Here is a 23,250-nt window from a genome sequence, read left to right as displayed (position 1 = left end):
GTAAAAAATTCATTTTTGAACTATTTAACATTGCTTCATACAATAATCGTTTATATTTGTTGTTACTGAAATCATTATCGTAAACACATCATGAACAAAATTAACAAAGCACTTTTATACCTTGCATTTGGTGCATTGCCCTTTGTGGCTAGCGCTCAAGATAAAGATACGCCACCACCAAATTGGTACAATTTAGATTTTAAACAGGATGGCATCATGGGAATTAGTACAGAAAAAGCGTACGAATTCCTGAAGGGCAAAACAGCAAAACCGGTAGTAGTTGCGGTATTGGATGGGGGTGTCGATATTCATCATGAAGATTTGAAGGATGTTTTGTGGACCAATCCAAAGGAAAAGGCGGGAAGCAAAGACAATGATGGGAATGGCTACGCCGGAGATGTTCATGGATGGAACTTTTTGGGGAATGCCAACGGCGAAAACGTGGATCAAGATAATTTAGAGGTAACGCGACAAATCCGGTTGTATGAGCCGAAATATATTTCCGTGCTTCCAAGCACTAAATTATCCGAAGCGGAACGTCGTGAGTTTGTCGCTTATCAGCGCATGATCGGAGATTATACTTCGAAAATGGAAGAAGCGCAGTTTGGAGCGAGCAATTACACGCGTTTGAAAGAAGATATTGATCAGTTGGTAGCTAACATTGGTAAAGATCCAAAAGACATTACCAAAGAAGATCTAGATAAAGTAACGCCAGCTGGTGATCGCCAGAAAATGGCCGTCCGAATTATCAAAAAGGAGTTGGAAAAAGATCCTTTCAGCAAGTTTTACGACAGCTTGGCTGAAGGCGTGAAATACTACAATGAGCAGGTTTCTTATCATTTGAACAAGGAGTTTAATCCGCGTCACATTATTGGGGACAACTATGACGACGCAAGTGAACGCCATTACGGTAATCCAGATGTGAAAGGTCCTGACGCGGGGCATGGAACGCACGTTGCCGGAATTATCGGCGCGAAACGTGGCAACGGAATCGGTGTGGATGGCGTAGCGAACGACGTTCAGATTATGGCGGTGCGGACAGTGCCAAACGGCGACGAGCACGATAAGGACGTTGCGAATTCCATCCGCTATGCCGTGGATAACTGCGCTCGCGTGATCAACATGAGCTTCGGTAAGGCATACGCTTATAATAAGAAAACAGTTGATGAAGCAATAAAATATGCGGAATCGAAAGATGTACTTTTAGTGCATGCTGCCGGAAACGATGGTAAAGATGTCGATGTAAACAAAAATTATCCGACGAAATATTACACGGATAGTTTAGGTTCCACGCAAGGCGAAGCTACAAACTGGATCACGGTTGGTGCGACAGGTTGGAAGCAAGATAATGACTTGGTAGCTTCTTTTTCTAACTACGGATATCGTACGGTGGATGTATTTGCTCCGGGCGTTCGTATTAACTCAACGATGCCGGAATCCACTTATAAGGAACAACAAGGAACGAGTATGGCAGCACCGGTAGTTGCAGGTTTGGCGGCAATTATTCGCGCATATTACCCGGATTTAACTGCTCCGCAGGTGAAAGAAATCATTATGAAGAGCGTTACAAAAGTCGACCAGAAAGTAAAAGTTCCCGGCGAAGGGCGCTCAAGAAAAGCGTACTTAGATGAGATTAGCGTATCTGGCGGTATCGTGAATGCATACGAAGCGGTAAAGCTTGCTGAGCAAATGGCAGGAAAGTAATATTTTGTAAAATTTTTTTTACACGAATACTATAAATCTTTATCTTGCGTTTAGATAGTAAAATCTAATTTAAACGCTTATGGTTAAAGTTTTTACAAAAGAAGAATCATTAGCTTACTACGTAGATCGGCAGCCACAAAAGCTTACCGATGGTCAGTTCGAAATGAGCTTGCAAGCAAGCCTAAAAAAATTGACCAAAAGTCCGAGCGAAAAGACTATCGAAGCGATTTTGGACTACTCCAAATCCTTACGCAAGAAGAGGTAATGAATGAGCCTCAGGAGAAAATCCTGAGGCTTTTTATTTTCTAGATAACAGTAACGTTATATCGCTCAATCGAAAGTGCCAACTTTTTAGTAGATTGGAGCTTATGAATAAATTACTGCTGTTATTTGCTCTTAGCTTTGTGTACTTTTTGCCTTCTCAGGCGCAACAAACTCACGTTTTGTTCGAAACTTCTTATGGAGATTTCGAAGTCGAACTATATGATGATACGCCGAAACATCGGGACATGTTTCTTCAAGCGATTGACGATAAAACATATCATAAAGCTTTGTTTAATCGCGTGATCGCCGGTTTTGTTAATCAGGGCGGCGAATTGGATGAGCCAATTTTAAAGGAAGAAGCGGATGGTCTTAGAGAACGCCGTCGATTAGCTCCGGAAATACTTCCACAATATTTTCATCATAAAGGTGCACTCGGTGCAGGACGTGATGATAACCCAGAAAAGGCTTCTTATTTATCGCAAATCTATTTCGTCATTGGCCGTACGTATAGCAACGAAGAATTGGACAAAGAGGAAAAAACAAAAGGTTTTACCTATTCTGCTGAGCAACGAAATGCATATATAAAAGACGGCGGTGTCCCACGACTGGACGGAGATTATACGATCTTCGGTCGCGTAGTTCGCGGTTTGGAAGTAATAGAAAGAATCAATCAGGTGGAAACCGATAAAAGCGATATGCCGAAACAAGCGGTACGGTTTTCGATAAGGGTGCTTAGCAAATCACAAAATCGATGAAGAAATTAGATGTTACCAAGCATGATCATGAAACGCTGAGCGAGGCGATCGATTTTTGGGAAAGCAAAGGCTATCTAGATTCCGGAAAATCTTCGGAATTGCGAGAATCACTAGATATTAAAAGTTTTGATTGGGGGAGACTTGCGCGGTATGCATTTTGGGTGGCATTAGGTTGTTTGGTTTTCGCGGTGTTTTCTTTGTTTTTAGATGATGCTTTTGTGCAATTTGTGCAAAGCTTGTCCGACGCTCCAGACATTATCTACTTTGGCTTCTTCGCTGCATTGGCTGTGATTTTTTATGCTTTAGGATTTCGCTATAAGCTACGCAATCCAAAAAAGATTCTTTCCATAGAAACCATGATGCTGGTCGGCGTATTTGCAACGGCAGCTGCGATCGGTTTTTTAGGTAAAATATTGGGGAAAGATACGAGTCATTATTCCCTGTTCTTTCTGCTTTCTGTCGTTATTTATGGATTCCTCGCCGTGCGATTCAAATCGCAACTCATTTGGATATTCATGCTGATTAGTTTAGGGGTTTGGTTTGGAACAGAAACCGCGCATCACAGCAATTGGGGCTTTCGCTTTTGGGGAATGAATTATCCGTTGCGCTTTACTTTGTTCGGACTGATCATCACCTTGATTTCTATTTTCATCGTTCCTAAAATAAAGCAGTTGACCGATTTTCGCAAAACCAGCTATGTGGTTGGTTTGCTCTATTTGATGATTTCGCTGTGGGCGTTATCTATTTTCGGGAATTACAGCGATTGGGATCGTTGGGTAAACATCCGTCAGTATGAAATGTTTTATTGGGGATTACTTTCCACAGCTATTTCTGCCGGTTTGGTTTGGTATGGATTGCGATTTAAAGATAATGCTACGCGAGAAATTGGATTTGTGTTCTTTATCGTAAATGTGTACACGCGGTATGTGGAATATTTGTGGGATAACATGAATCGAAGTTTGTTTTTTCTGTTTCTGGCTGTTTCCTTTTTCCTTGTCGGCAGATGGGCAGAAAAAATCTGGCATAAAAGGAATGAAGACTAGTCTTTTTGTTATCTTGTTGGCTCGAATAACTCCATTAATTTCAAGATGAAAAAAACGATCTTATTATTTAGCTATTACCTTTTAGCTGCTGTCGTATTTTGCCAAGCGCAATCCGCGAAGAAATCAGCAGATGCTCCGCTTATTCCTTATCCGCAAAGTTTAGAAACGCAGAGCGGTTCTTGGACACCGAATCTAAATCTGTTGCAATATTATAGCGATGATGCTGAGTTTTTTAAGCAAGAAATTCAGGTTTTGTCCGAGCACATCTTTCCCGAAGCTACAATACAATTAGCACGAAATGCGGAGTCTGCAAACATCCTATTGGTTAGAGATGCATCTATTACAGACGAACATTATGATCTGATCATCAATGATAAAGGTGTTCGCATTGCTGCGGGATCGGCTTCCGGAATGTTCTATGGTTTACAATCCTTGAATCAACTAATTTTGTCAGCAAAGAAAGAACAAGCGCTTGCATTGCCATTTTTACACATCGCTGATGGACCAAGCTTTTCTTGGCGGGGAGCACATTTGGATGTGGCGCGCCATTTCTTTTCGAAGGAATATATCTTCCGCTTTCTAGATTTATTGGCTTTGTATAAATTCAATAAATTCCATTTCCACTTGACCGATGATCAAGGTTGGCGTTTGGAAATCAAACAATATCCGAAATTGGCCGAAGTTGGAGGTTGGAGAACCTACAATAACCATGATACGGCGCTGTTGGAGAAAGCGAAAACTAATCCTGATTTTGATTTGCCGAAGGAACATTTGCGCCAGCGTGATGGCGTGACCGAATATGGCGGATATTACACACAGGAAGATATGCGCGAGATTATCCAATATGCAGCAGATCGACATATCACCGTTATTCCCGAAATCGATATGCCCGGACACATGTACATGGCGACCAAAGCTTACCCAGAATTATTGTTAGATGAAGGAGAAGCAAGTTGGGGAAAAACGTTTTCTACGCCGATCTGTCCATGTAAGGAAGAAGCCTACACATTTGTGGAAAATGTACTTTCTGAGGTAATGGAACTGTTCCCAAGCCAATACATTCACATTGGTGCCGATGAGGTAGAAAAAGACAGTTGGGAGAAATCGCCATTATGTCAAAAGCTGATGAAGCGTTTACAAATTAGCGATTTGGATAGCCTGCAAAGCTATTTCGTTAATCGAGTGAATGCATTTATTGTGAAAAATGGTAAGAAAGCAATTGGTTGGGATGAGGTGCTGGAAGGCGGCGTAGATACAACGATGGCGGTAATGTATTGGAGAGGATGGGAGAAAAACGCTCCGCATACGGCGGCCTCGCGCGGACATCAGGTTATCATGACGCCGACAAATCCGTTGTATTTCGATTTCCTGCCAAACAGCAGTTCGTTGAATAGCGTATATCACTTCAGTCCGATTCCGTCGGATATGCCGGAGAAAGATCGCAAAATGGTCATGGGCGCGCAAGCTAACACTTGGACAGAAATGATTCCTTCTGTTGCGAGATTGGAGTTTATGATTTTGCCAAGATTAACCGCTTTGGCTGAACGCGTTTGGACCAATAAGCAAGAATTTGCCAGCTATCAAAACAGAGTCGTGGAGCATTACAAAGTTTGGCAAAATTTGGGATATAGCTTCCGTATGCCGGACTTGCAAGGATTTGCTGAAAGACAAGTTATCGTAAATGGAAAAGCGACACTGAATGTTCAGAATCCTTTGGATTGGGCAGACGTTTATTACACAACGGATGGGTCGTTGCCAACCGCAGATAGCAAAGTTTTAAAGGGTTCTTTGACGATTAATAAGCCAAGTAAAATCCGTTTTGCATCTATAACGAAGGGCGGTGCAAAAAGTGAACTTTATGAAGTGGATTTCTTTGAGGATACTTGGAAGAAGCCGATCGCAAAATCAGCCAAATCAAAGCAAGGCTTATCGGTTGAACATTATGCCGGCAAATTTCCAAAAGTAGAAACCATAAAAGGCGAGATAGCTTATAAGGAGGTGATCAGCAATGTGCATTTAGACGATACGATCAGTATGCCAGCATTCGCGAGCAAAATTCGTGGAACGATCAATGCGCCTAAAGATGGTCTTTACAGCTTTTATTTTACTTGCGACGATGGAGGTGTTTTGCGCATCGCAGATCAAATGGTGGTCGACAATGATGGCAATCATTCGCCGGTAATGAAGAGCGGACAAATCGCATTGAAAAAAGGATTGCATCCGTTCGCGATCGATTTTATAGAAGCGGGCGGCGGATTTACTTTGGAATTGAAATATAGCGTGGATGGGGGAGAAGTGATGCCGATTCCCGACGATTGGTTCAATCAACCGTAATCAATATCCATAAACAGTAAAAACGCCTTTGAGTTTATCGAACTCAAAGGCGTTTTTCGTATCATGTTATCAATAAACTGAACTAGCGTACACCGCCATCGTCCGGAATATCAACTACCAATTTATTATCGCGATTTACCATATCCCAAGCGGTATGGAAGATCAAATGCTCTCTTTTAACCATCATCGGGAAATCAATTTTTTCAACCGTATCTTCCGGGGTGTGGTAGTGGGGATGCAATCCAGAGAAGAAGAACAACGCCGGAATACCTTTCTTCGCGAAGTTGTAGTGATCGGAACGGTAGTACAAACGCATTGGATCGTTAGGATCATTGTACATGCCATCCAACTCCAATCCAACGTAATCTTTATTCGCTTTCTCCACCAACGGATTCAGTTCCGAACTTAATTTGTTGGTACCAATTACGTGTACATAATTATGATTGCCTTCCAAATGCTTGTCATCAATACGACCAATCATATCCACGTTAATACAAGCAACTGTGTTCTCTAATGGATAAATCGGGTTTTCCACGTAGAAGTTCGATCCTAACAAACCTTTTTCTTCCGCTGCGTAAGCGATGAAAAGTATGCTACGGCGAGGCCCATTTCCTGCTTTCTTTGCTGCAGAAAACGCGCGAGCAAGGTCAATTACTGCCACGGTTCCCGTTCCGTTATCATCTGCTCCCGGGAAGATCGTTCCATCTGGCAAAATGCCGTCGTGATCCCAGTGTCCGCCGATAACCACAATCTCCTCTTTCAAATCAGAACCTTCTAACAAACCCAAAACATTCGGATCGTGTAAATCTTCCTGATTGTTGCCCATGTTAGCTTTCAATTTGGATTTGATCACAAATGAGTTTGGTTTTTTGCTTTCAGCGATGCCTTTTTTTACATCAGCCAAAGTCGTTTTTTTCGCTTTTAGGATTTGATCAACCATGTTTTCGGTAGCGATCACCATCGGCGTTGCGTTATTTTCTTTTGGCGTGTTTTCCTTTTTCAAACCATAACGACCGGACGATAAACGTGCGCTAATGCGTGGTAAACCCGTAGCAACTTGTGAAGATGTAGCGATGATCAGCTTCGGATTTTTCTTCATCAGTTCTTGCAAACGTTTCAAACGGCTGCGTGTCCATTCTGAATCTTTGTCCGTTCCGGTAATGATGGAATTGCCGGAAGCATCTTTCGGTTCGCCTTCATTGATGAAAACTACTACTTTACCAGTAACATCAATGTCCTTTAAATCGTTGTATTTTTCGTCCTGAATGCCATAGCCGATAAAAACAATTTCGTCCACATTGTATTCCTGCAAGGTGTTTTCTCCCTGAACATAGAAATCCTTACCGTAGGTGAATGTTTGTCCAGCAATGCTGAAATCTTTTACGGCATAAACCGATTTTACCAAACTTACCGGCTGAAAATACGATCCATTTACCGGCTTAATTAAACCGAATTCTTCAAATTGTTTGGCCACATAATCCACTGTTTTGCGTCCGCCTTCTTGTCCGGTACCACGACCTTCAAATTCCGGTGACGCCAAAATTGTTAAGTGTTTTTTTGCCAATTCCTCGGTGATTTCTCCCGCGAATTTCTTCTGTGCCGCATCTTGCGCAAATGTGCAGCTCCAGACCGCAGGCACGATAAATAATAAGGAAAGATATTTCTTCATATTCATTGTCATGTAAGTTAATTTAAGAACAAGCTATTTTGTTGACACGATTGGCGTGTCTACCGCCTTCGAAATCTGTCGTCAAGAACGACGTAACAATTTCTTTTGCTAAATCGATATCAATGTACCGCGCCGGAATACATACCACGTTAGCATCATTATGCTCGCGCGCTAGCGCAGCTAACTCTTTCAACCAGCAAATTGCTGCGCGGATGCCTTGATGTTTGTTGGCTGTAATCGCTACGCCATTCGCACTACCGCAAATAAGGATTCCTAGATTTGATTCCGCACTCTCCACACTGCTCGCTACGGGATGTGCGAAGTCCGGATAATCTACCGAATCTGCACTCGAAGGACCAAAATCTTTTACGGTATATCCGTTTTCCTCCAACATGGTAATCAGCACTTGTTTGTATTCAAAACCGGCATGATCGCTTCCTATTGCAATTATTTTCGACATATTTTTATAGCTAATAACTAACCTTTTTTATAAAATTCTTTTTCTTCCTGCAGCTTTCTGCGTTTCACATTTGCTGAAACCGAAATACTCAATTCGTACAAGATAAACATCGGCGCACTAACCGTCAGCAAGGTGATTACATCTGCCGTTGGCGTAATGATCGCTGCGATCACTAAAATGATAACGATGGCGTAACGTCTGCTGGCGCGCATGAATTCCGGCGTCATGATACCTAACTTCGATAGGATGAAGATCAGGATCGGCAATAGAAATATAACACCACAGCCTAATGTTAATGTGGCAATCGTAGACAAATACGAATCGATGGTAATTTGATTGGTGATCTCCTCACTAAGCGATACGTTCGCTAAGAAATTGACCGAAAGCGGCACGACAATGTAATATCCGAATAGCGCACCAATAATGAATAGAATAGTTGCGTAAAATACAAATCCGCGAGCTCCTTTACGTTCTACATCCGTTAAGGCAGGTTTTACAAATAGCCAAACTTCAAATAGCAAATACGGAAAACCTAGCGCGACCGCCATCAGCAAACAGGAATTAATTTGGAGCATGAACTGTCCTGCTAATTCCGTATTGATGATGTTGAATGGAATACGTTCCACGCAGAATCCATCTAAGCTCAACAGATCGCCCACTTTACACATCATGCGATAGGTCCAAAAATCTAAATTTTTGGGTCCCATGATAATTTGATTGAAGACGAAATCGTAAAATGTAAATGATAACATGGCGAAAACCATGATGGCAATCACCGAACGAATAAGGTGCCATCGTAAGACCTCAATATGCTCGAAGAAAGACATCTCTGCTTCTAAACTTTCGCCTTTATTTTTTAGTGCTTGAAGAAGTTTTAAGTTTTTATTTGACATGCAATTATGTGTATCTGACTAGTAGAAACAAAAATACCATTCTTCGGCAGAAGAATGGTATTTTTTTTACTTTGTAACGGGCTCTTTAGAAACCGCGTTAATCCGCATATTCAGTTAAATCAAAGCTTTCCATAAACTTCGTAGTGAAGTTACCTGCACGGAAGTTTGGATCGCGCATCAAGCGCAAGTGCAATGGAATAGTTGTTTTGATTCCTTCGATAACAAATTCACTCAATGCTCTTTCCATCGTGTTCAATGCTTCTTCGCGAGTTTGCGCCACACAAATTAGTTTAGCGATCATCGAATCGTAGTTCGGTGGAATGGTGTATCCTGCGTAAACATGTGTATCTACGCGCACGCCATGACCGCCTGGAGAATGGAAGTTCGTGATTTTGCCGGGAGAAGGGCGGAAGTTGTTGAACGGATCTTCCGCATTGATACGGCATTCGATCGCGTGCATCGTTGGCTCGTAGCTTTTTCCTGAAATAGGAATGCCGGCAGCCACTTTGATTTGCTCTTTGATCAAATCAAAGTTGATTACTTCTTCCGTTACCGGATGCTCCACCTGAATACGTGTATTCATTTCCATGAAATAGAAGTTGCGGTGTTTGTCCACCAAGAACTCAATCGTTCCTGCACCTTCGTATTTCACCGCCATCGCACCTTTGATCGCTGCTTCACCCATTTTCTCACGCAACTCCGGCGTAATGAATGGAGATGGCGCTTCTTCCACTAATTTTTGGTGACGACGTTGGATAGAACAATCGCGCTCCGATAAGTGACATACTTTTCCGTACTGGTCACCGATTACTTGAATCTCGATATGTCGTGGCTCTTCAACGTATTTCTCCAAATAGATACCGTCGTTTCCGAATGCTGCTGCTGATTCTTGACGTGCAGAGTCCCAGTTTGGTTCGAAATCTTCGTCTTTCCAGATGATACGCATACCGCGACCACCACCACCAGCTGTTGCTTTGATGATTACCGGATAACCAATTTCATTCGCCAATTGGATACCTGTTTTCACATCAGGGACTAAACCTACAGATCCAGGAACTGTAGGTACACCCGCTTGTTTCATGGTATCTTTTGCCGAAGCTTTGTCACCCATTTTTTCGATCTGCTCCGCAGTAGCACCAATGAACTTGATACCGTATTCCGCACAGATTGCCGAAAATTTAGCATTCTCTGATAAGAAGCCGTATCCTGGATGGATCGCGTCTGCGTTGGTTAATTCCGCTGCAGCTATGATATTAGGAATATTTAAATAAGAATCCTTGCTCGCTGGCGGGCCGATACATACGGCTTCATCCGCAAATCTCACGTGTAAACTATCTCTGTCCGCAGTAGAATATACTGCTACACTTTGAATGCCCATCTCACGACATGTGCGGATAATGCGAAGTGCAATCTCTCCCCGGTTGGCGATCAGTATTTTTTTAAACATAAATCTTTGTTAAAGTAAATTAAGCAGGATCTACCAAGAATAATGGTTGATCGTATTCTACCGGCTGCGCATCGTTTACTAAGATTTTAACAATCTTACCTGATACTTCCGATTCGATTTCGTTGAACAATTTCATCGCTTCAACGATACATAGTACTTTACCTGCTGCGATCTCATCACCTACATTGATGAATGAAGGTTTGCCCGGGCCAGCCGAACGGTAGAACGTACCGATCATTGGCGATTTAACTGTGATGTATTTAGAGCTGTCGTCCGCCGCTGCAACTGGTGTAGCGGCAGTTTGAGGTGCTGCTGCTTCTGCCGCTGCAGGGCTTGCTACTGGTGCAGCAACTGGCGCTACCTGAGGAAGCGTTGCGGTTACGTAAGTAGGTTCTTGATTCGTTTTGATCGTAATCTTGAAATCCTTTTCTTCGATAGAAACTTCGTTTACTCCAGACTTGGAAACGAATTTTATCAAATCTTGTACTTGTTTGATATCCATACTCATAGTCTCTTCTATTTAATAGTCTTAAATTGTAGTTATTTGTTATTTAGGGTCGTAAGCCCATTTTATATAGGTCGCTCCCCAAGTGAAACCTCCACCGAAAGCCGCCATAATAATATTGTCTCCTTTTTTCAACTGATTCTCCCATTCCCATAAACACAATGGAATCGTTGCGCTCGTTGTATTACCGTATTTTTGGATGTTTACCATCACTTTTTCTTCCGGTAATCCTGCGCGCTCAGCTGTTGCATCTATAATGCGTTTGTTTGCTTGGTGTGGCGTCAACCAATTAATATCTTCGGATGTTAATTGATTTTTCTCCATAATCTCCGCGACTACATCAGCCATGTTCGTCACCGCAAATTTGAATACCGTGCGACCTTCTTGGTACGCATAATGCATTTGCGCATCTACTGTTGCGTGAGATGCTGGATTCAATGAACCACCACCTTTTAAATTCAAATATTCAGCGCCAGCGCCATCTGTTTTCAAGATAGAATCCTGCAAACCATATCCTGTGGTATCCGGTTCCAAAAGAACGCAGCCACATCCATCACCAAAAAGGATACAGGTATTACGATCCTGATAGTTCACGATGGAAGACATTTTGTCTGCACCAACGACCAGTACTTTGCTGTGCTTACCGGATTCGATAAATTGAGACGCAGTGGTCAATCCAAAAAGGAAACCTGAACAAGCTGCTTGCAGATCATACCCCCAAGCGTTCGTAGCTCCGATTTTATGGGCAATAATGTTTGCCGTTGCCGGAAACATCATATCCGGTGTACTCGTACACACGATGATCAACTCAATATCTTTCGCCGTGATTCCACGTTTTTCTAACAATCCTTGGATTGCCGGAACAGCTAAATCAGACGTAGCTTTACCTTCCCCTTTTAGAATACGGCGTTCTTTGATACCGGTGCGGCTTACAATCCACTCATCATTGGTATCTACTGCAGTTTCTAATTCCTTGTTCGTTAACACATAGTCAGGAACGTATCCATTTACAGCTGTAATGGCAGCACGGATTTTTGACATCTTAATATTAATTAATAGCTGACTTGATTTGCTCGATAAATTCCGAGGAGATCATATCACGTGATTGTAGAACCATATTTTTAATAGCCTGCGGTGTGGAGATACCGTGTCCGATTATAACCGGAGCGTTAACACCTAAAACCGGACTTCCGCCGTAACGCTCGTAGTTGAAGCGATCAAAGAATTCGTCTTTGAAACCTTTTTTCAAGGTAACAACGTAGAAAGATTCCGCCAACTTCAAGATCACATTTCCTGTATAACCATCGCACACGAAAACGTCAGCATGATCTGAAAATAAATCCCGTCCTTCGGCATTGCCAATGAAGTTGATTTTCTCGTTTGCCTTTAGTAATGGGTAAGTGCTTGTGGTCAATAAGTTGCCCTTTTCTTCTTCCTCACCAATGTTGATCAAGCCAACTCGTGGTTGCTCTACGCGAAGAACATGCTCTGCATAGAAACTTCCAAGGATGGCAAATTGATTAATCATTTCCGGCTTGCAATCCGCATTCGCTCCAACATCCAACAGCACACTCGTTCCGCCTTTTAACTGGGGAACATTTGTTGCAATTGCCGGACGAAGAATACCTGGAATGGTTTTAACGCTGAACATAGAACCAACAAGCATAGCACCTGTATTTCCTGCAGAAGCAAAAGATTGAATCTTTCCTTCTTTCAGAAATTCAAAACCTTTAGAAATAGAGGAATTGGGTTTTTGCGTGATTGCTTTCGTGGGATGCTCGTGCATACCGATACTATCCGGCGCATGAACGTAGTCGAAAGCAGCTATATCACCGCCAGCGTTTGCAATAAGTTCTCGGGTTTTTTCTTCATCCCCAAATAGTACCAAACGTTGGTCGTCTTGTAGGATTTTTTGAGCTTCAATAGCTCCTTGTATCGTAGAGTTAGGGGCATAATCTCCCCCTAGTACGTCTAAACCAATCTTCATTCGTTATTATTTAATCAGTCAATAATACGAAAAAACATCCCAATGTCAGTGAATAATTCGAATTATTCACAGCCGTTGGGATGTTTTGGAAGTTCTTTAGATCGCCGCCGTATTCTCGATGATCAACTTGCCATTGTAATACAAGTTACCATCTACTGTATAAGCGCGGTGTGGCAAGTGCACAGCTCCAGTTTCTTTACAAACTGTCAATCCTGGTCTTTCCGCTTTATAGTGCGTTCTTCTTTTGTCTCTTCTTGACTTAGACATTTTACGTTTTGGATGTGCCATCTCGTATCTGTATTTTTAGTTATTTTTAATTTTTTTTAATGCTTCCCAGCGAGGATCCAACTGATCCTCTTTTGATTCATTTTCTACGTCGTTTTCATCAGCAATTTGTTCCAGCATAGCCGGATCGCAATCGATGTTTTCGCCCTGTTCGCTGCATTTCGGATAATGTGGTACGCATACGTTAATGTATTCATACAACAAGTTGGAAATGTCAAATTCATAATCATTGTGCGATAACACGATAATTTCATCCGATTCTTGATCCCACTCGTCATGCGTAAACTTGACGATCACTCGTTCTTTTGTTGCTAAAGGTGCATCGAATGTGCGAAGGCAAACATCGCAATGCAACTCAATGTGCCCCTTGATGTTGAAATTAGCAATTAGCATGTTTTCCTGCTTTTGTAATTCCACGAGGGCGGTGAGGTTTCCTTTTTTAACTAAAGAGTGCTCAAAACATGCAAAGAACGCGTCATCAATATCAAATTCGAAATTGTGCTTACCAGTCGAAAGACCTGAAAATGGTATTTTATATTTTTTTAAATACTTCACAATCCAGTATTTGAGCCTGCAAAGATAATCGTTAAATTGATTAATTGCAACTCTTTTTTAAACAGTTTATTGTTCTTCGTCGCCGTAATATTTTTCGCCTAACTTAATCTTCTCTCGTCCGGATTCCATGCGCCATTTGTTGGTGTCACGCAAGGAGTAGGCACAACCGCAATATTCTTGCATGTAAAAGCGCTCGCGCTTACTAATTTCCAACATGCGGGCGGACCCACCTTTTTTGCGCCAGTTGAATGTCCAGTACTCCATGTCAGGATGGCGAGATGCTGCCCGATTTCCGCAATCGTTGATCTGATCCATATTTTTCCAACGAGAAATACCCAACGAACTAGAGATCACATCAAAGCCATTTGCGGCAGCGTATTCTGCGGTTTTCTCGAAACGCATATCGAAGCACATCGTGCATCGAACACCACGTTCAGGCTCGTTTTCCATTCCTTTCGCCAGGTCAAACCAATGATCTACATCGTAGTCGGCATCGATAAATGGAATATTGTGCTTTTCCGCGAAGCGAATGTTTTCATCCTTACGGATGTCATATTCTTTGCGTGGATGGATATTGGGATTATAGAAATAGATCGTAAACTCAATGTTTGACGCGATCAGCGCTTCCATCACTTCTCCTGCACATGGTGCGCAACAAGAATGCAACAATAACTTTTTGCCTTCGTTAGGTAGACTGATCTGCTCCCGAATGAGCGGTTTATTTTCCATAGCTACAAAGGTATAGACTTCGGCGCATATTCTAAAATGCTTCGTTTTATGCTAGCTGCGATTGTACTTGAATAGTGCAATTGATAAACATAGCCTGCGTGAAAATGCGCTTTACAAGTTTTAACATGCAATAAAAGAAAAACGACCTGCGGTTTAAAAGCTGCAGGTCGTTTCGTTATTTCATGGTGAAGATAAGCTTTCGCTTATTCAGCATCTTCTTTCATTAAAGTTTGATCCAAATCCTCGCCCGTAACTTCTGCGCGGATTTTTGCTTCCAACTCGTCCATTAAATCAGGATTGTCCATGATGAGGTTTTTCACAGCATCGCGACCTTGTCCTAGTTTGGTGTCGCCGTAGCTAAACCAAGAACCCGATTTCTTAACGATACCATATTCTACCCCAAGATCGATGATTTCTCCAGCTTTCGAAATACCTTCACCGAACATGATGTCAAATTCCGCGATACGGAATGGTGGAGCTACTTTGTTTTTAACAATCTTCACTTTCACGTGGTTACCGGAAACCTCATCCGCATCTTTAATTTGAGAAGTACGGCGGATATCCAAACGCACAGAAGCGTAGAACTTCAATGCATTACCACCTGTTGTTGTTTCTGGATTACCGAACATCACACCAATTTTCTCACGTAATTGGTTGATGAAAATACAACAGCAGTTTGTTTTAGAAATTGTTCCTGTCAATTTACGCAAAGCTTGTGACATCAAACGCGCTTGTAAACCCATTTTAGAATCACCCATTTCGCCTTCGATTTCACCTTTCGGAACCAATGCCGCAACGGAGTCAATAACGATCACATCAATAGCACCCGAACGAATTAAGTTGTCCGCAATTTCTAGCGCTTGCTCTCCGTTATCAGGTTGAGAAATTAATAGATTTTCAACATCAACGCCTAATTTTTGTGCGTAGTATTTATCGAATGCGTGCTCCGCATCAATCATCGCTGCAATACCGCCTTTTTTCTGCGCTTCGGCAATAATGTGCGTAGCCAAGGTTGTTTTACCAGAAGATTCCGGACCGTAGATTTCTACGATACGGCCTTTAGGAACACCGCCAATACCCAGCGCGATATCTAATCCCAATGATCCGGTTGAAATGGACTCAATAGGTTCCACCACAGAATCACCCAATTTCATGATGGTTCCTTTTCCGTAGGATTTTTCTAGTTTATCTAAAGTAAGCTGTAGCGCTTTTAATTTATCTGAGTTGCTCATCGTTTGCGATTTTGTTGTTCAAATATACGGAGTAAATACAATCCCTGCAATAGTAAATACTAAAATTATTAGCTTTTTTATTTAAGCTTTCTCAATAACCGGCTTTCCGAAGTTTTTGCCAAAATATTGGCAAAAGTAAGTAATCGGGCATATTTCACACTTGGGACGACGTGCTAAACAGATATAGCGCCCGTGCAAGATCAACCAATGATGTGCAATTTTGATCGTTTCTTCCGGCAAATGTTTGACCAGTTGTTTTTCAACAGCGAGTGGAGTTGTTGCTCGAGAAGTTAAACCTAACCGATTGGAAACACGAAAAACGTGTGTATCCACCGCCATCGCGGGCTTATCATACACCACGGAAGAAATCACATTGGCTGTTTTTCGACCTACACCGGGAAGTTTAACCAAATCTTCTACTTGTTCCGGAACTACACCATCAAATTCCGCTAAAAGTTTTTGCGCCATTCCGACTAAATGTTTGGCTTTGTTGTTTGGATAACTTACCGACCGGATATAGGTAAAAACTTCTTCAGGAGTGCTGGCAGCTAGGGATTCAGGTTCAGGGAAACGTGTGAAAAGTGCTGGAGTAACCTGATTGATACGTTTGTCCGTGCATTGCGCAGAAAGAATGACGGCCACCAAAAGTTCGAATGGATTGGAGTAATGTAATTCCGTTTCCGCATCCGGATTATGGGTCGAGAAATAGTCTACAAAGGCTTTATATCGATCTTTTTTCAGCATGGACAAAGATAATTAATAATATCCTTATTACTTTTACCCTGCTTAAAACCGAAAACAGATTACCATTGGCTAAGAAAGAGAAAAAGCAGACACCGTTAATGCAGCAATACAATACCATCAAGGCGAAATATCCGGGTGCGTTATTGTTGTTTCGCGTTGGAGATTTTTACGAAACGTTTGGAGAGGATGCCATTAAGGCAGCGGGGATTTTGGGAATTGTGTTGACGAAGCGCGGAAGCGGTTCGGAGTCGGAAACGGCCTTGGCCGGATTTCCACACCATTCTTTGGAAACCTATTTACCGAAGTTGGTGCGTGCGGGACAACGTGTCGCTATTTGCGATCAGTTGGAAGATCCGAAACAAACTAAAACGATCGTTAAACGCGGCGTAACGGAATTGGTAACGCCAGGTGTTTCGTACAGCGACAACATCGTGCAGCAGAAATCAAATAATTATTTAGCCTCCATCTTCGCTGAGAAGAACATCTATGGGGTTGCTTTCTTGGATATTTCTACCGGAGAATTTTCGGTAGCGCAAGGACAAGCTTCTTACATCGATAAATTGCTGCAAAGTTTTAAGCCCACGGAGGTTATTCTTCCCAAAAAGCAATACAATTCATTTATAGAGCATTTTGGGAACAGCTATTATACGTTCACGCTGGACGAATGGCCATATACCGGCGATTATGCGAATGAAAATTTGCTAAAGCATTTCGAGGTAAATTCATTGAAGGGATTCGGTATTGATCGACTTTCTGTGGGGATTGTCGCTGCTGGTGTAGCTTTGCACTACCTGAATGAAACGGAACACCGCAACCTGCAACATATTTCCAATATAGCGCGAATTGAGGAAGATCGCTATATGTGGTTGGATCGTTTTACGATTCGTAATTTGGAGCTGATTGGCTCCGCAAATGACAATGCGACCACGCTTTCTGATGTGTTGGATCATACGGCTTCACCGATGGGCGCTCGCTTATTGAAGCGCTGGATCATCATGCCGTTGAAAGATCGTAAATCCATTCAGGAACGTTTGGACGTGGTCGATCATTTTCATCAGAACAAAGATTTACGAGATGATTTGGTGAAGGAGATTAAGCAAGTGGGCGATTTGGAGCGATTGATTTCCAAAATTGGTTTGCAAAAAGCTAATCCGCGGGAAGTTATTCAGCTAAAACGCGCGCTTTATGCGGTTGAAAAGTTGAAAGAATCGACGAATATTGACGGATCGGAAGCCTTGCAAATTATTTCCGAGCAACTTAATAATTGCACGATTATTCGCGAGAAAATCGAAACGGAAGTGCAAGCCGAACCGCCCGTTTTGTTGCAAAAAGGAAATGTGATTGCCGATGGGGTAGATCAGGAGTTGGATCGACTGCGTAAAATCGCCTTTGGCGGAAAAGATTACCTGATTGAAATTCAACGTCGGGAATCCGAAGCAACTGGTATTCCTTCCTTAAAGATTGCCTTTAATAACGTGTTTGGTTATTATTTGGAGGTTACCAATACACATAAAGATAAAGTGCCGGAAGGATGGATTCGTAAGCAAACTTTGGTAAATGCCGAACGATACATTACCGAAGAGCTGAAAACCTACGAAGAACAAATCCTTGGTGCGGAAGAAAAGATTCAAGCAATCGAAAACCGGATCTATCAGGAATTGTTGGTCGATATTGCGCAATATATCAAGCCAATTCAGCTGAATGCACAGCTGATTGCTAAATTGGATGTGCTGTTGAACTTTGCTGTTGTTGCGGAGCAGAATTATTATGTAAAACCGGAAATCAACGAAGGTAAAGCCTTAGATATCAAAGGCGGTCGCCACCCGGTGATCGAAAAGAACTTGCCTATCGGACAAGATTATATCACGAACGATACTTATTTAGATCAAGAAACCCAACAGATTATCATTATTACCGGACCTAACATGGCTGGTAAATCGGCTTTGCTTCGTCAAACCGGATTGATTGTTTTGATGGCGCAAATTGGTTCTTTTGTGCCTGCGAAAGAAGCGCAGATTGGGTTGGTAGATAAGATATTTACGCGCGTTGGCGCATCCGATAATTTGTCTTCCGGCGAATCGACTTTTATGGTGGAGATGAACGAAACGGCAAGTATTATGAACAACTTGTCGGATCGTAGTTTGATCTTACTGGATGAAATTGGTCGCGGAACAAGCACGTACGACGGGATTTCTATTGCTTGGGCGATTGCCGAGTATTTGCACCATCATCCGACAGCAAAAGCAAAAACTTTATTTGCTACACATTATCACGAACTGAATGAGCTGAGCGCATCCATGCCACGTATTAAGAATTTCAACGTTTCCGTGAAGGAAGTGAACAACAAAATCATCTTCTTGCGTAAGTTGGTTCCTGGCGGTTCGGAGCATAGCTTTGGTATTCACGTGGCGAAGCTGGCAGGTATGCCTAATAAGTTGCTTAGTCGAGCGAATGATATTTTGCGTCGCTTGGAGCAGGAGCGTACCGGCGGTGAAGATATTAAAGATAGCATGCGTAAAATTCAAAAGCAGGCCTATCAATTACAAATGTTTGCGATTGATGATCCGGTATTGGAGAAGATTCGTGATATGTTGAACAATTTGGACGTAAACACGCTCACTCCTGTTGAAGCATTGATGAAATTGGATGAAATCCAACGTTTGCTCAAACATTAACGATAGAAAATTAATTCTACAAAACAGAAAAGCCGACTCAATCCGTCGGCTTTTCTGTTTTATATTTTTTGTCAGCGATTAGAAACGGAAGAATAATTCGAAATTAATGTAATCCGAAGCTGTCGGTGTCAACAATCTGCGGTCATTATTGTAAGGTGAGTAATGATATTGTATGTTCGCTCCAATAAATGTTCGACGATGAAGATGCTGCATTACGGTCAATCCGCCTAGCAAATTGTAGGTGTTCACGTTGTGAAAACGTGTAGATGCGCCACCACCACCATAATACGGATCGTAATAATCATAATATTGCACTTCTTGCAATCCGGTGCTCACCGTTTCAAATGCGATACCGCCCTTACCGATCATTAAAAATTTCCCTAAATCCAAAAACTTATAACCGACGGAAGCTCCCATAATGTAGCTAGCTGGAGAGTTCACGTACTCGACCTGATCATATAAATCGTATTCAAATGTTCTAGAACCTTTATTCGAACGGTACTTGAAGAATGCGTCAAAAATCCAATCGTTGGAAAGTGGACTCATAGCAGAAACACCGAAGATTGCCTGATTATTGAAAATTGGATTTGTCGCATTCAACGGACGGTATAAACCGCCACCTAGCGTGAAACCCCAACCTCTTTTCCAATGCTCAACTTCTTGAAATTCCTGCACACGCGTTACCGGTTTTTCCTTTTGCATGCGCATCAAATAGGTGTTAATATGATCTGAGAAAAGGTAAGCGATTGCTTCTTCAGTTTCCGTCAAATTATACATTTGCGAACCCAAAATTGCCGCTGCTTTTACTTGGACTAAAGAGTCTACCCCATGACGAAGCGGAACATAGTTATATGCGGCCTTATCTTTTAGATAGATGTTTTGGTAATTTTCCTCCGCAGCATCATCCAATCGAATCATTAATTTATTGTCTTGCCCTTGTTCCAAATATGTACGGATAGAAGCGGTGGTAGGTTGTTTTTGAACTAATTGTCCAATGATGCGCAAGCGTTGAGTTACTTCATTCGGTCCGCAAGCGGATTCCAATGTTTGAAGCGCTTGCTCTAACGCCGTAAAATTATTGTCGTTCAGCGAGCTGACCAATTTTGGTAGGGCGGCTTGCGTAAGTTGTTCACAACCTTGGTTCGGTGGTGAAGTGGTTTGTTGTTCTTGTGCCACTGTTGGCATAACAGATAAGCTCAAAATAGAACAGCATATAGCTGCGTATAGCGAATACAATCGATGCATAGGGTTTTGAATGTTTTTAAGAAAACTAACATTTAGACATTTAACTGTCCGAAAAGTTTAAGCAAATATACAAATGTCTGCTATCCGAGTAAAAGTGTAATTTTGCCGATGTGAGTGTTTTTCAATTTAAGCAGTTTTCAGTAAATCAAACAGGTTGCGCAATGCGCATCAATACGGACGGCGTTTTGCTAGCGGTAATGGCTAACGCGGCACGCGATGATGGTATTTTGGATGTCGGAACTGGAACTGGTGTGATTGCGTTAATGTTGGCTCAACGTTTTCCTAAAGCGCAGGTTTTTGGGGTGGAGATTGATGAAAGCTCTGCAGATACGGCGCGCAAAAATGCAGAAGCTTCGCCATTCAGTGATCGTGTCGAAATGCATCACACCGCCTTTCAACGTTTCAAACCGAAAAAGCCTTTGGATTTGATTGTTTCCAACCCGCCATTTTACGTGGACGCGCTGCACAATCCGGATGCAAGGAAGCAACAAGCTCGGCACGCCGATCGCATATTTTTCGATGAACTCCTACATTATGCGGATCAAAACCTGACAAAAAGCGGCGCGATTGAATTGATTCTTCCTCCGAGCTTAGCGGAAGAGGTGGAGCAACGTGCTTCGCTTTTGGGATTTCAATTAATGCGGAAAATTAGTATTCATTCTTTCGAGGATTCGCCTTGCATACGATCGGTTGTTCGGTTTTCGAAGGTAGTCACGGAAAAAGCTAAACTTTTCGATTTTATCATCTATCAGTCCAAAGGTGTATATAGCGAAGCGTATCGAAAACTTTTGCAACCTTTCTTTCTTGCCTACTAAGCCGTACCTTTATTTTTATGAAAATTGGATTGCTTTCGGATACGCATAGCTTTTTAGATGATGCCGTTTTTCAGCATTTTGCAAAATGCGATGAAGTATGGCACGCGGGTGATTTTGGTAATGGTGAATTAGCAAAGCAATTGGCAGATTTCAAACCGTTTCGTGGTGTTTACGGGAATATCGATGGTCAGGATATTCGCTCCATTTATCCTGAAAACCTGCGTTTCACTTGTGAAGAAGTAGATGTTTGGATGACGCATATTGGTGGTTATCCCGGGAAATATGCGCCTGCTGTTCGAGCAGAAATTAGGAAAAATCCACCAAAATTATTTATCAGCGGTCATTCTCACATTCTGAAAGTACAATACGACCAGCAGCTCCAACTGTTGCATTTGAATCCCGGTGCTGCCGGAAAGCAAGGTTGGCATAAAGTGCGCACATTAATGCGCTTCGATATTAACGGAGAGCGAATAGAGAATTTGGAAGTGATTGAATTAAATGGACGTTAAGGCAATATTTTGGCTATAAGCTGTCGCGAACTTCTAATAGAAAATGCTTTAACTTTTCTAAAGATTCCACCACGCGCTGATTCTCGCGCGCTTCATTTTTGTTAGCACGTAAAAAATCGCGTGCACCTTGCAGCGTGTAACCTTTGTCTTTTACCAAATTGAAGATAATCTTCAGATTAGCGATGTCATCTTGCGTGAAAAGTCGGTTTCCTTTTTTATTTTTCTTGGGTTGAATAATATCAAATTCACGCTCATAGAAACGAATCTGCGAGGCATTCACATCAAACATGGCGGTCACTTCGCCCATGGTATAATATAACTTATTTATTTCGCGCTCTTTGTATGGCATAGCCGTAGTTTCTATTAACAACAAACTTAATCATTTTGCCCGTATTTTCAAGCGAGGAAGGATGTGGTTTGCTTGAAATTGAAAGGGCGCTCGATCAAGCGCCCTTTCATTAACTATATTTTATGCATTTCTAATTCACGTGGCGTAAGAACGTGGCCAACTTGCTTTTTAATTGTCTGCGATCGACGATGAAATCCAAAAATCCGTGCTCCAAAACGAATTCTGAAGTTTGGAAACCTTTCGGAAGATCTTTTTTGATGGTTTCTTTAATAACACGAGGTCCAGCAAAACCGATTAATGCTCCCGGCTCAGCAATATTGATGTCGCCCAACATAGCATATGATGCGGTTACACCACCCGTAGTTGGATCTGTTAATAAACAGATGTATGGCAATTGTGCTTTGCTTAACAAAGCCAACTTAGCGGATGTTTTCGCCATTTGCATCAAAGAAAATGCCGCTTCCATCATCCGCGCACCACCCGATTTTGAAATCAACATAAACGGTAATTTATGTTCCAAGCAATAATCAATCGAACGAGCGATTTTCTCACCAACAACCGACCCCATGGATCCACCGATGAAATTGAAGTCCATACAAGCAACAACCACATCTTGGCCTTCTACCTTACCGTGTCCACAGCGGATTGCATCTTTCAAACCAGTTTTTGCTTGGCTATCTAACAATCTGTCTTTATAAGGTTTGCTATCTACAAAGCCCAGCGGATCGCCAGCTTGCAGGTTAGGAAATAATTCTTGAAATTCGTTATTATCAAAAAGGATGGAGAAATAAGCGGCAGAACCGATGCGGATGTGGTAATCGCAATAATGACAAACATAGCTGTTTTCCACTTGCTCCACATTTAAAAGTGCTTTTTTGCAATTTGGACATTTATTCCACATGCCGTCCGGCGCCTCTTTTTTATTTTCAGTAGCGGTGTTAATTCCCGCAGTACTTCTTTTAAACCAACTCATAGCAATTTTTTAAACGAACTACAAAGAAACGAAAAATATTGTTCTGATCGTGCAGGATGTGTAAAAAGTAACGATGAT

23 protein-coding genes are annotated in these 23,250 nt (G+C 42.1%); 8 read left to right on the top strand and 15 right to left on the bottom strand.

Features of this window, described 5'->3' with window-relative positions; translation table 11 throughout:
• Positions 1–90 precede the first annotated feature (90 nt).
• The 5 genes from ACFSQ3_RS02035 (at position 91) to ACFSQ3_RS02015 (ending at position 6,100) form a co-directional block, all read left to right on the top strand.
• A complete protein-coding gene (locus tag ACFSQ3_RS02035) occupies positions 91–1,704 on the top strand; it encodes a S8 family peptidase (RefSeq protein WP_380867044.1) in 1,614 nt (537 codons plus the stop codon).
• Between the two features lie 79 nt (positions 1,705–1,783).
• Positions 1,784–1,969: a hypothetical protein gene (locus tag ACFSQ3_RS02030; protein WP_380867042.1), complete on the top strand. Its 186-nt coding sequence runs from the start codon at positions 1,784–1,786 to the stop codon at positions 1,967–1,969.
• Positions 1,970–2,072: 103 nt separating this feature from the next.
• Positions 2,073–2,723 (top strand): peptidylprolyl isomerase, encoded by a 651-nt coding sequence (locus ACFSQ3_RS02025; RefSeq protein ID WP_380867041.1) that lies wholly within the window; start codon positions 2,073–2,075, stop codon positions 2,721–2,723.
• On the top strand, positions 2,720–3,766 hold the full coding sequence (locus ACFSQ3_RS02020) for a DUF2157 domain-containing protein (RefSeq protein ID WP_380867039.1): 1,047 nt from the start codon (positions 2,720–2,722) through the stop codon (positions 3,764–3,766). The genes ACFSQ3_RS02025 and ACFSQ3_RS02020 overlap by 4 nt, the downstream gene beginning before the upstream one ends.
• Before the next feature lie 45 nt (positions 3,767–3,811).
• A complete protein-coding gene (locus ACFSQ3_RS02015; protein WP_380867037.1) occupies positions 3,812–6,100 on the top strand; it encodes a family 20 glycosylhydrolase in 2,289 nt (762 codons plus the stop codon).
• 82 nt (positions 6,101–6,182) lie between these two features.
• On the opposite strand, the gene ACFSQ3_RS02010 is transcribed toward ACFSQ3_RS02015, so the two are convergent.
• The 12 genes from ACFSQ3_RS02010 to nth all read right to left on the bottom strand — a co-directional run bounded on the left by ACFSQ3_RS02010 (position 6,183) and on the right by nth (position 16,606).
• Complete coding sequence (locus ACFSQ3_RS02010; RefSeq protein WP_380867036.1) at positions 6,183–7,769, bottom strand: M28 family peptidase; 1,587 nt, start codon at positions 7,767–7,769, stop codon at positions 6,183–6,185.
• 22 nt (positions 7,770–7,791) lie between these two features.
• The gene (gene rpiB / locus ACFSQ3_RS02005; RefSeq protein ID WP_380867034.1) at positions 7,792–8,229 is read right to left on the bottom strand and encodes a ribose 5-phosphate isomerase B; all 438 of its coding nucleotides are present in this window, start codon (positions 8,227–8,229) and stop codon (positions 7,792–7,794) included.
• A 17-nt stretch (positions 8,230–8,246) separates the two neighbouring features.
• Entirely contained in the window at positions 8,247–9,122 is an 876-nt protein-coding gene (gene tatC, locus ACFSQ3_RS02000; RefSeq protein ID WP_380867032.1) for a twin-arginine translocase subunit TatC, read from the bottom strand.
• 97 nt (positions 9,123–9,219) lie between these two features.
• Positions 9,220–10,569 (bottom strand): acetyl-CoA carboxylase biotin carboxylase subunit, encoded by a 1,350-nt coding sequence (gene accC, locus ACFSQ3_RS01995; RefSeq protein WP_380867031.1) that lies wholly within the window; start codon positions 10,567–10,569, stop codon positions 9,220–9,222.
• Positions 10,570–10,588: 19 nt separating this feature from the next.
• The gene (gene accB, locus ACFSQ3_RS01990) at positions 10,589–11,077 is read right to left on the bottom strand and encodes an acetyl-CoA carboxylase biotin carboxyl carrier protein (RefSeq protein ID WP_380867029.1); all 489 of its coding nucleotides are present in this window, start codon (positions 11,075–11,077) and stop codon (positions 10,589–10,591) included.
• A gap of 39 nt (positions 11,078–11,116) precedes the next feature.
• Complete coding sequence (locus ACFSQ3_RS01985) at positions 11,117–12,115, bottom strand: beta-ketoacyl-ACP synthase III (protein WP_380867028.1); 999 nt, start codon at positions 12,113–12,115, stop codon at positions 11,117–11,119.
• A gap of 7 nt (positions 12,116–12,122) precedes the next feature.
• On the bottom strand, positions 12,123–13,061 hold the full coding sequence (gene plsX, locus ACFSQ3_RS01980) for a phosphate acyltransferase PlsX (protein WP_380867026.1): 939 nt from the start codon (positions 13,059–13,061) through the stop codon (positions 12,123–12,125).
• Between the two features lie 96 nt (positions 13,062–13,157).
• Complete coding sequence (gene rpmF, locus ACFSQ3_RS01975) at positions 13,158–13,349, bottom strand: 50S ribosomal protein L32 (RefSeq protein ID WP_380867024.1); 192 nt, start codon at positions 13,347–13,349, stop codon at positions 13,158–13,160.
• A gap of 15 nt (positions 13,350–13,364) precedes the next feature.
• Complete coding sequence (locus ACFSQ3_RS01970) at positions 13,365–13,901, bottom strand: YceD family protein (protein ID WP_380867022.1); 537 nt, start codon at positions 13,899–13,901, stop codon at positions 13,365–13,367.
• 66 nt (positions 13,902–13,967) lie between these two features.
• Positions 13,968–14,630: an epoxyqueuosine reductase QueH gene (locus tag ACFSQ3_RS01965; protein WP_380867020.1), complete on the bottom strand. Its 663-nt coding sequence runs from the start codon at positions 14,628–14,630 to the stop codon at positions 13,968–13,970.
• Positions 14,631–14,833: 203 nt separating this feature from the next.
• The gene (gene recA / locus ACFSQ3_RS01960; protein WP_380867018.1) at positions 14,834–15,862 is read right to left on the bottom strand and encodes a recombinase RecA; all 1,029 of its coding nucleotides are present in this window, start codon (positions 15,860–15,862) and stop codon (positions 14,834–14,836) included.
• Between the two features lie 81 nt (positions 15,863–15,943).
• Positions 15,944–16,606: an endonuclease III gene (nth, locus tag ACFSQ3_RS01955; RefSeq protein WP_380867017.1), complete on the bottom strand. Its 663-nt coding sequence runs from the start codon at positions 16,604–16,606 to the stop codon at positions 15,944–15,946.
• A gap of 65 nt (positions 16,607–16,671) precedes the next feature.
• On the opposite strand from nth, the gene mutS reads away from it, so the two are divergent.
• A complete protein-coding gene (gene mutS, locus ACFSQ3_RS01950) occupies positions 16,672–19,281 on the top strand; it encodes a DNA mismatch repair protein MutS (RefSeq protein WP_380867016.1) in 2,610 nt (869 codons plus the stop codon).
• A gap of 78 nt (positions 19,282–19,359) precedes the next feature.
• On the opposite strand, the gene ACFSQ3_RS01945 is transcribed toward mutS, so the two are convergent.
• Positions 19,360–20,466, bottom strand: a complete 1,107-nt coding sequence (locus ACFSQ3_RS01945; protein ID WP_380867014.1) for a hypothetical protein — start codon at positions 20,464–20,466, stop codon at positions 19,360–19,362.
• A 221-nt stretch (positions 20,467–20,687) separates the two neighbouring features.
• On the opposite strand from ACFSQ3_RS01945, the gene ACFSQ3_RS01940 reads away from it, so the two are divergent.
• Positions 20,688–21,341 carry a tRNA1(Val) (adenine(37)-N6)-methyltransferase gene (locus ACFSQ3_RS01940; protein WP_380867013.1) on the top strand — a complete coding sequence of 218 codons (654 nt, stop codon included), beginning with the start codon at positions 20,688–20,690 and terminating at the stop codon, positions 21,339–21,341.
• Positions 21,342–21,358: 17 nt separating this feature from the next.
• A complete protein-coding gene (locus tag ACFSQ3_RS01935; protein WP_380867011.1) occupies positions 21,359–21,850 on the top strand; it encodes a metallophosphoesterase family protein in 492 nt (163 codons plus the stop codon).
• Between the two features lie 13 nt (positions 21,851–21,863).
• On the opposite strand, the gene ACFSQ3_RS01930 is transcribed toward ACFSQ3_RS01935, so the two are convergent.
• Positions 21,864–22,199 (bottom strand): MerR family transcriptional regulator, encoded by a 336-nt coding sequence (locus tag ACFSQ3_RS01930; RefSeq protein WP_380867009.1) that lies wholly within the window; start codon positions 22,197–22,199, stop codon positions 21,864–21,866.
• Positions 22,200–22,329: 130 nt separating this feature from the next.
• Positions 22,330–23,172: an acetyl-CoA carboxylase, carboxyltransferase subunit beta gene (gene accD / locus ACFSQ3_RS01925; protein ID WP_380867007.1), complete on the bottom strand. Its 843-nt coding sequence runs from the start codon at positions 23,170–23,172 to the stop codon at positions 22,330–22,332.
• Positions 23,173–23,250: the final 78 nt, after the last annotated feature.

The sequence above is a fragment of the Sphingobacterium corticis genome (assembly GCF_042684745.1).
Classification (GTDB): Bacteria; Bacteroidota; Bacteroidia; order Sphingobacteriales; family Sphingobacteriaceae; genus Sphingobacterium; species Sphingobacterium corticis.
This window is presented reverse-complemented; position numbering and strand designations above follow the sequence as displayed.

Bases quoted from the DNA above. Each gene is read 5' to 3' on its own strand.
- accD (WP_380867007.1), bottom strand. From the start codon at position 23,172: ATGAGTTGGTTTAAAAGAAGTACTGCGGGAATTAACACCGCTACTGAA.
- accC (WP_380867031.1), bottom strand. From the start codon at position 10,569: ATGTTTAAAAAAATACTGATCGCCAACCGGGGAGAGATTGCACTTCGC.
- recA (WP_380867018.1), bottom strand. From the start codon at position 15,862: ATGAGCAACTCAGATAAATTAAAAGCGCTACAGCTTACTTTAGATAAA.
- plsX (WP_380867026.1), bottom strand. From the start codon at position 13,061: ATGAAGATTGGTTTAGACGTACTAGGGGGAGATTATGCCCCTAACTCT.
- ACFSQ3_RS01930 (WP_380867009.1), bottom strand. From the start codon at position 22,199: ATGCCATACAAAGAGCGCGAAATAAATAAGTTATATTATACCATGGGC.
- ACFSQ3_RS02010 (WP_380867036.1), bottom strand. From the start codon at position 7,769: ATGAAGAAATATCTTTCCTTATTATTTATCGTGCCTGCGGTCTGGAGC.
- ACFSQ3_RS02020 (WP_380867039.1), top strand. From the start codon at position 2,720: ATGAAGAAATTAGATGTTACCAAGCATGATCATGAAACGCTGAGCGAG.
- ACFSQ3_RS01965 (WP_380867020.1), bottom strand. From the start codon at position 14,630: ATGGAAAATAAACCGCTCATTCGGGAGCAGATCAGTCTACCTAACGAA.
- ACFSQ3_RS02025 (WP_380867041.1), top strand. From the start codon at position 2,073: ATGAATAAATTACTGCTGTTATTTGCTCTTAGCTTTGTGTACTTTTTG.
- accB (WP_380867029.1), bottom strand. From the start codon at position 11,077: ATGAGTATGGATATCAAACAAGTACAAGATTTGATAAAATTCGTTTCC.
- ACFSQ3_RS01945 (WP_380867014.1), bottom strand. From the start codon at position 20,466: ATGCCAACAGTGGCACAAGAACAACAAACCACTTCACCACCGAACCAA.
- tatC (WP_380867032.1), bottom strand. From the start codon at position 9,122: ATGTCAAATAAAAACTTAAAACTTCTTCAAGCACTAAAAAATAAAGGC.
- ACFSQ3_RS01935 (WP_380867011.1), top strand. From the start codon at position 21,359: ATGAAAATTGGATTGCTTTCGGATACGCATAGCTTTTTAGATGATGCC.
- ACFSQ3_RS02015 (WP_380867037.1), top strand. From the start codon at position 3,812: ATGAAAAAAACGATCTTATTATTTAGCTATTACCTTTTAGCTGCTGTC.
- rpmF (WP_380867024.1), bottom strand. From the start codon at position 13,349: ATGGCACATCCAAAACGTAAAATGTCTAAGTCAAGAAGAGACAAAAGA.
- rpiB (WP_380867034.1), bottom strand. From the start codon at position 8,229: ATGTCGAAAATAATTGCAATAGGAAGCGATCATGCCGGTTTTGAATAC.
- ACFSQ3_RS01940 (WP_380867013.1), top strand. From the start codon at position 20,688: ATGCGCATCAATACGGACGGCGTTTTGCTAGCGGTAATGGCTAACGCG.
- ACFSQ3_RS02035 (WP_380867044.1), top strand. From the start codon at position 91: ATGAACAAAATTAACAAAGCACTTTTATACCTTGCATTTGGTGCATTG.
- nth (WP_380867017.1), bottom strand. From the start codon at position 16,606: ATGCTGAAAAAAGATCGATATAAAGCCTTTGTAGACTATTTCTCGACC.
- ACFSQ3_RS02030 (WP_380867042.1), top strand. From the start codon at position 1,784: ATGGTTAAAGTTTTTACAAAAGAAGAATCATTAGCTTACTACGTAGAT.
- ACFSQ3_RS01985 (WP_380867028.1), bottom strand. From the start codon at position 12,115: ATGTCAAAAATCCGTGCTGCCATTACAGCTGTAAATGGATACGTTCCT.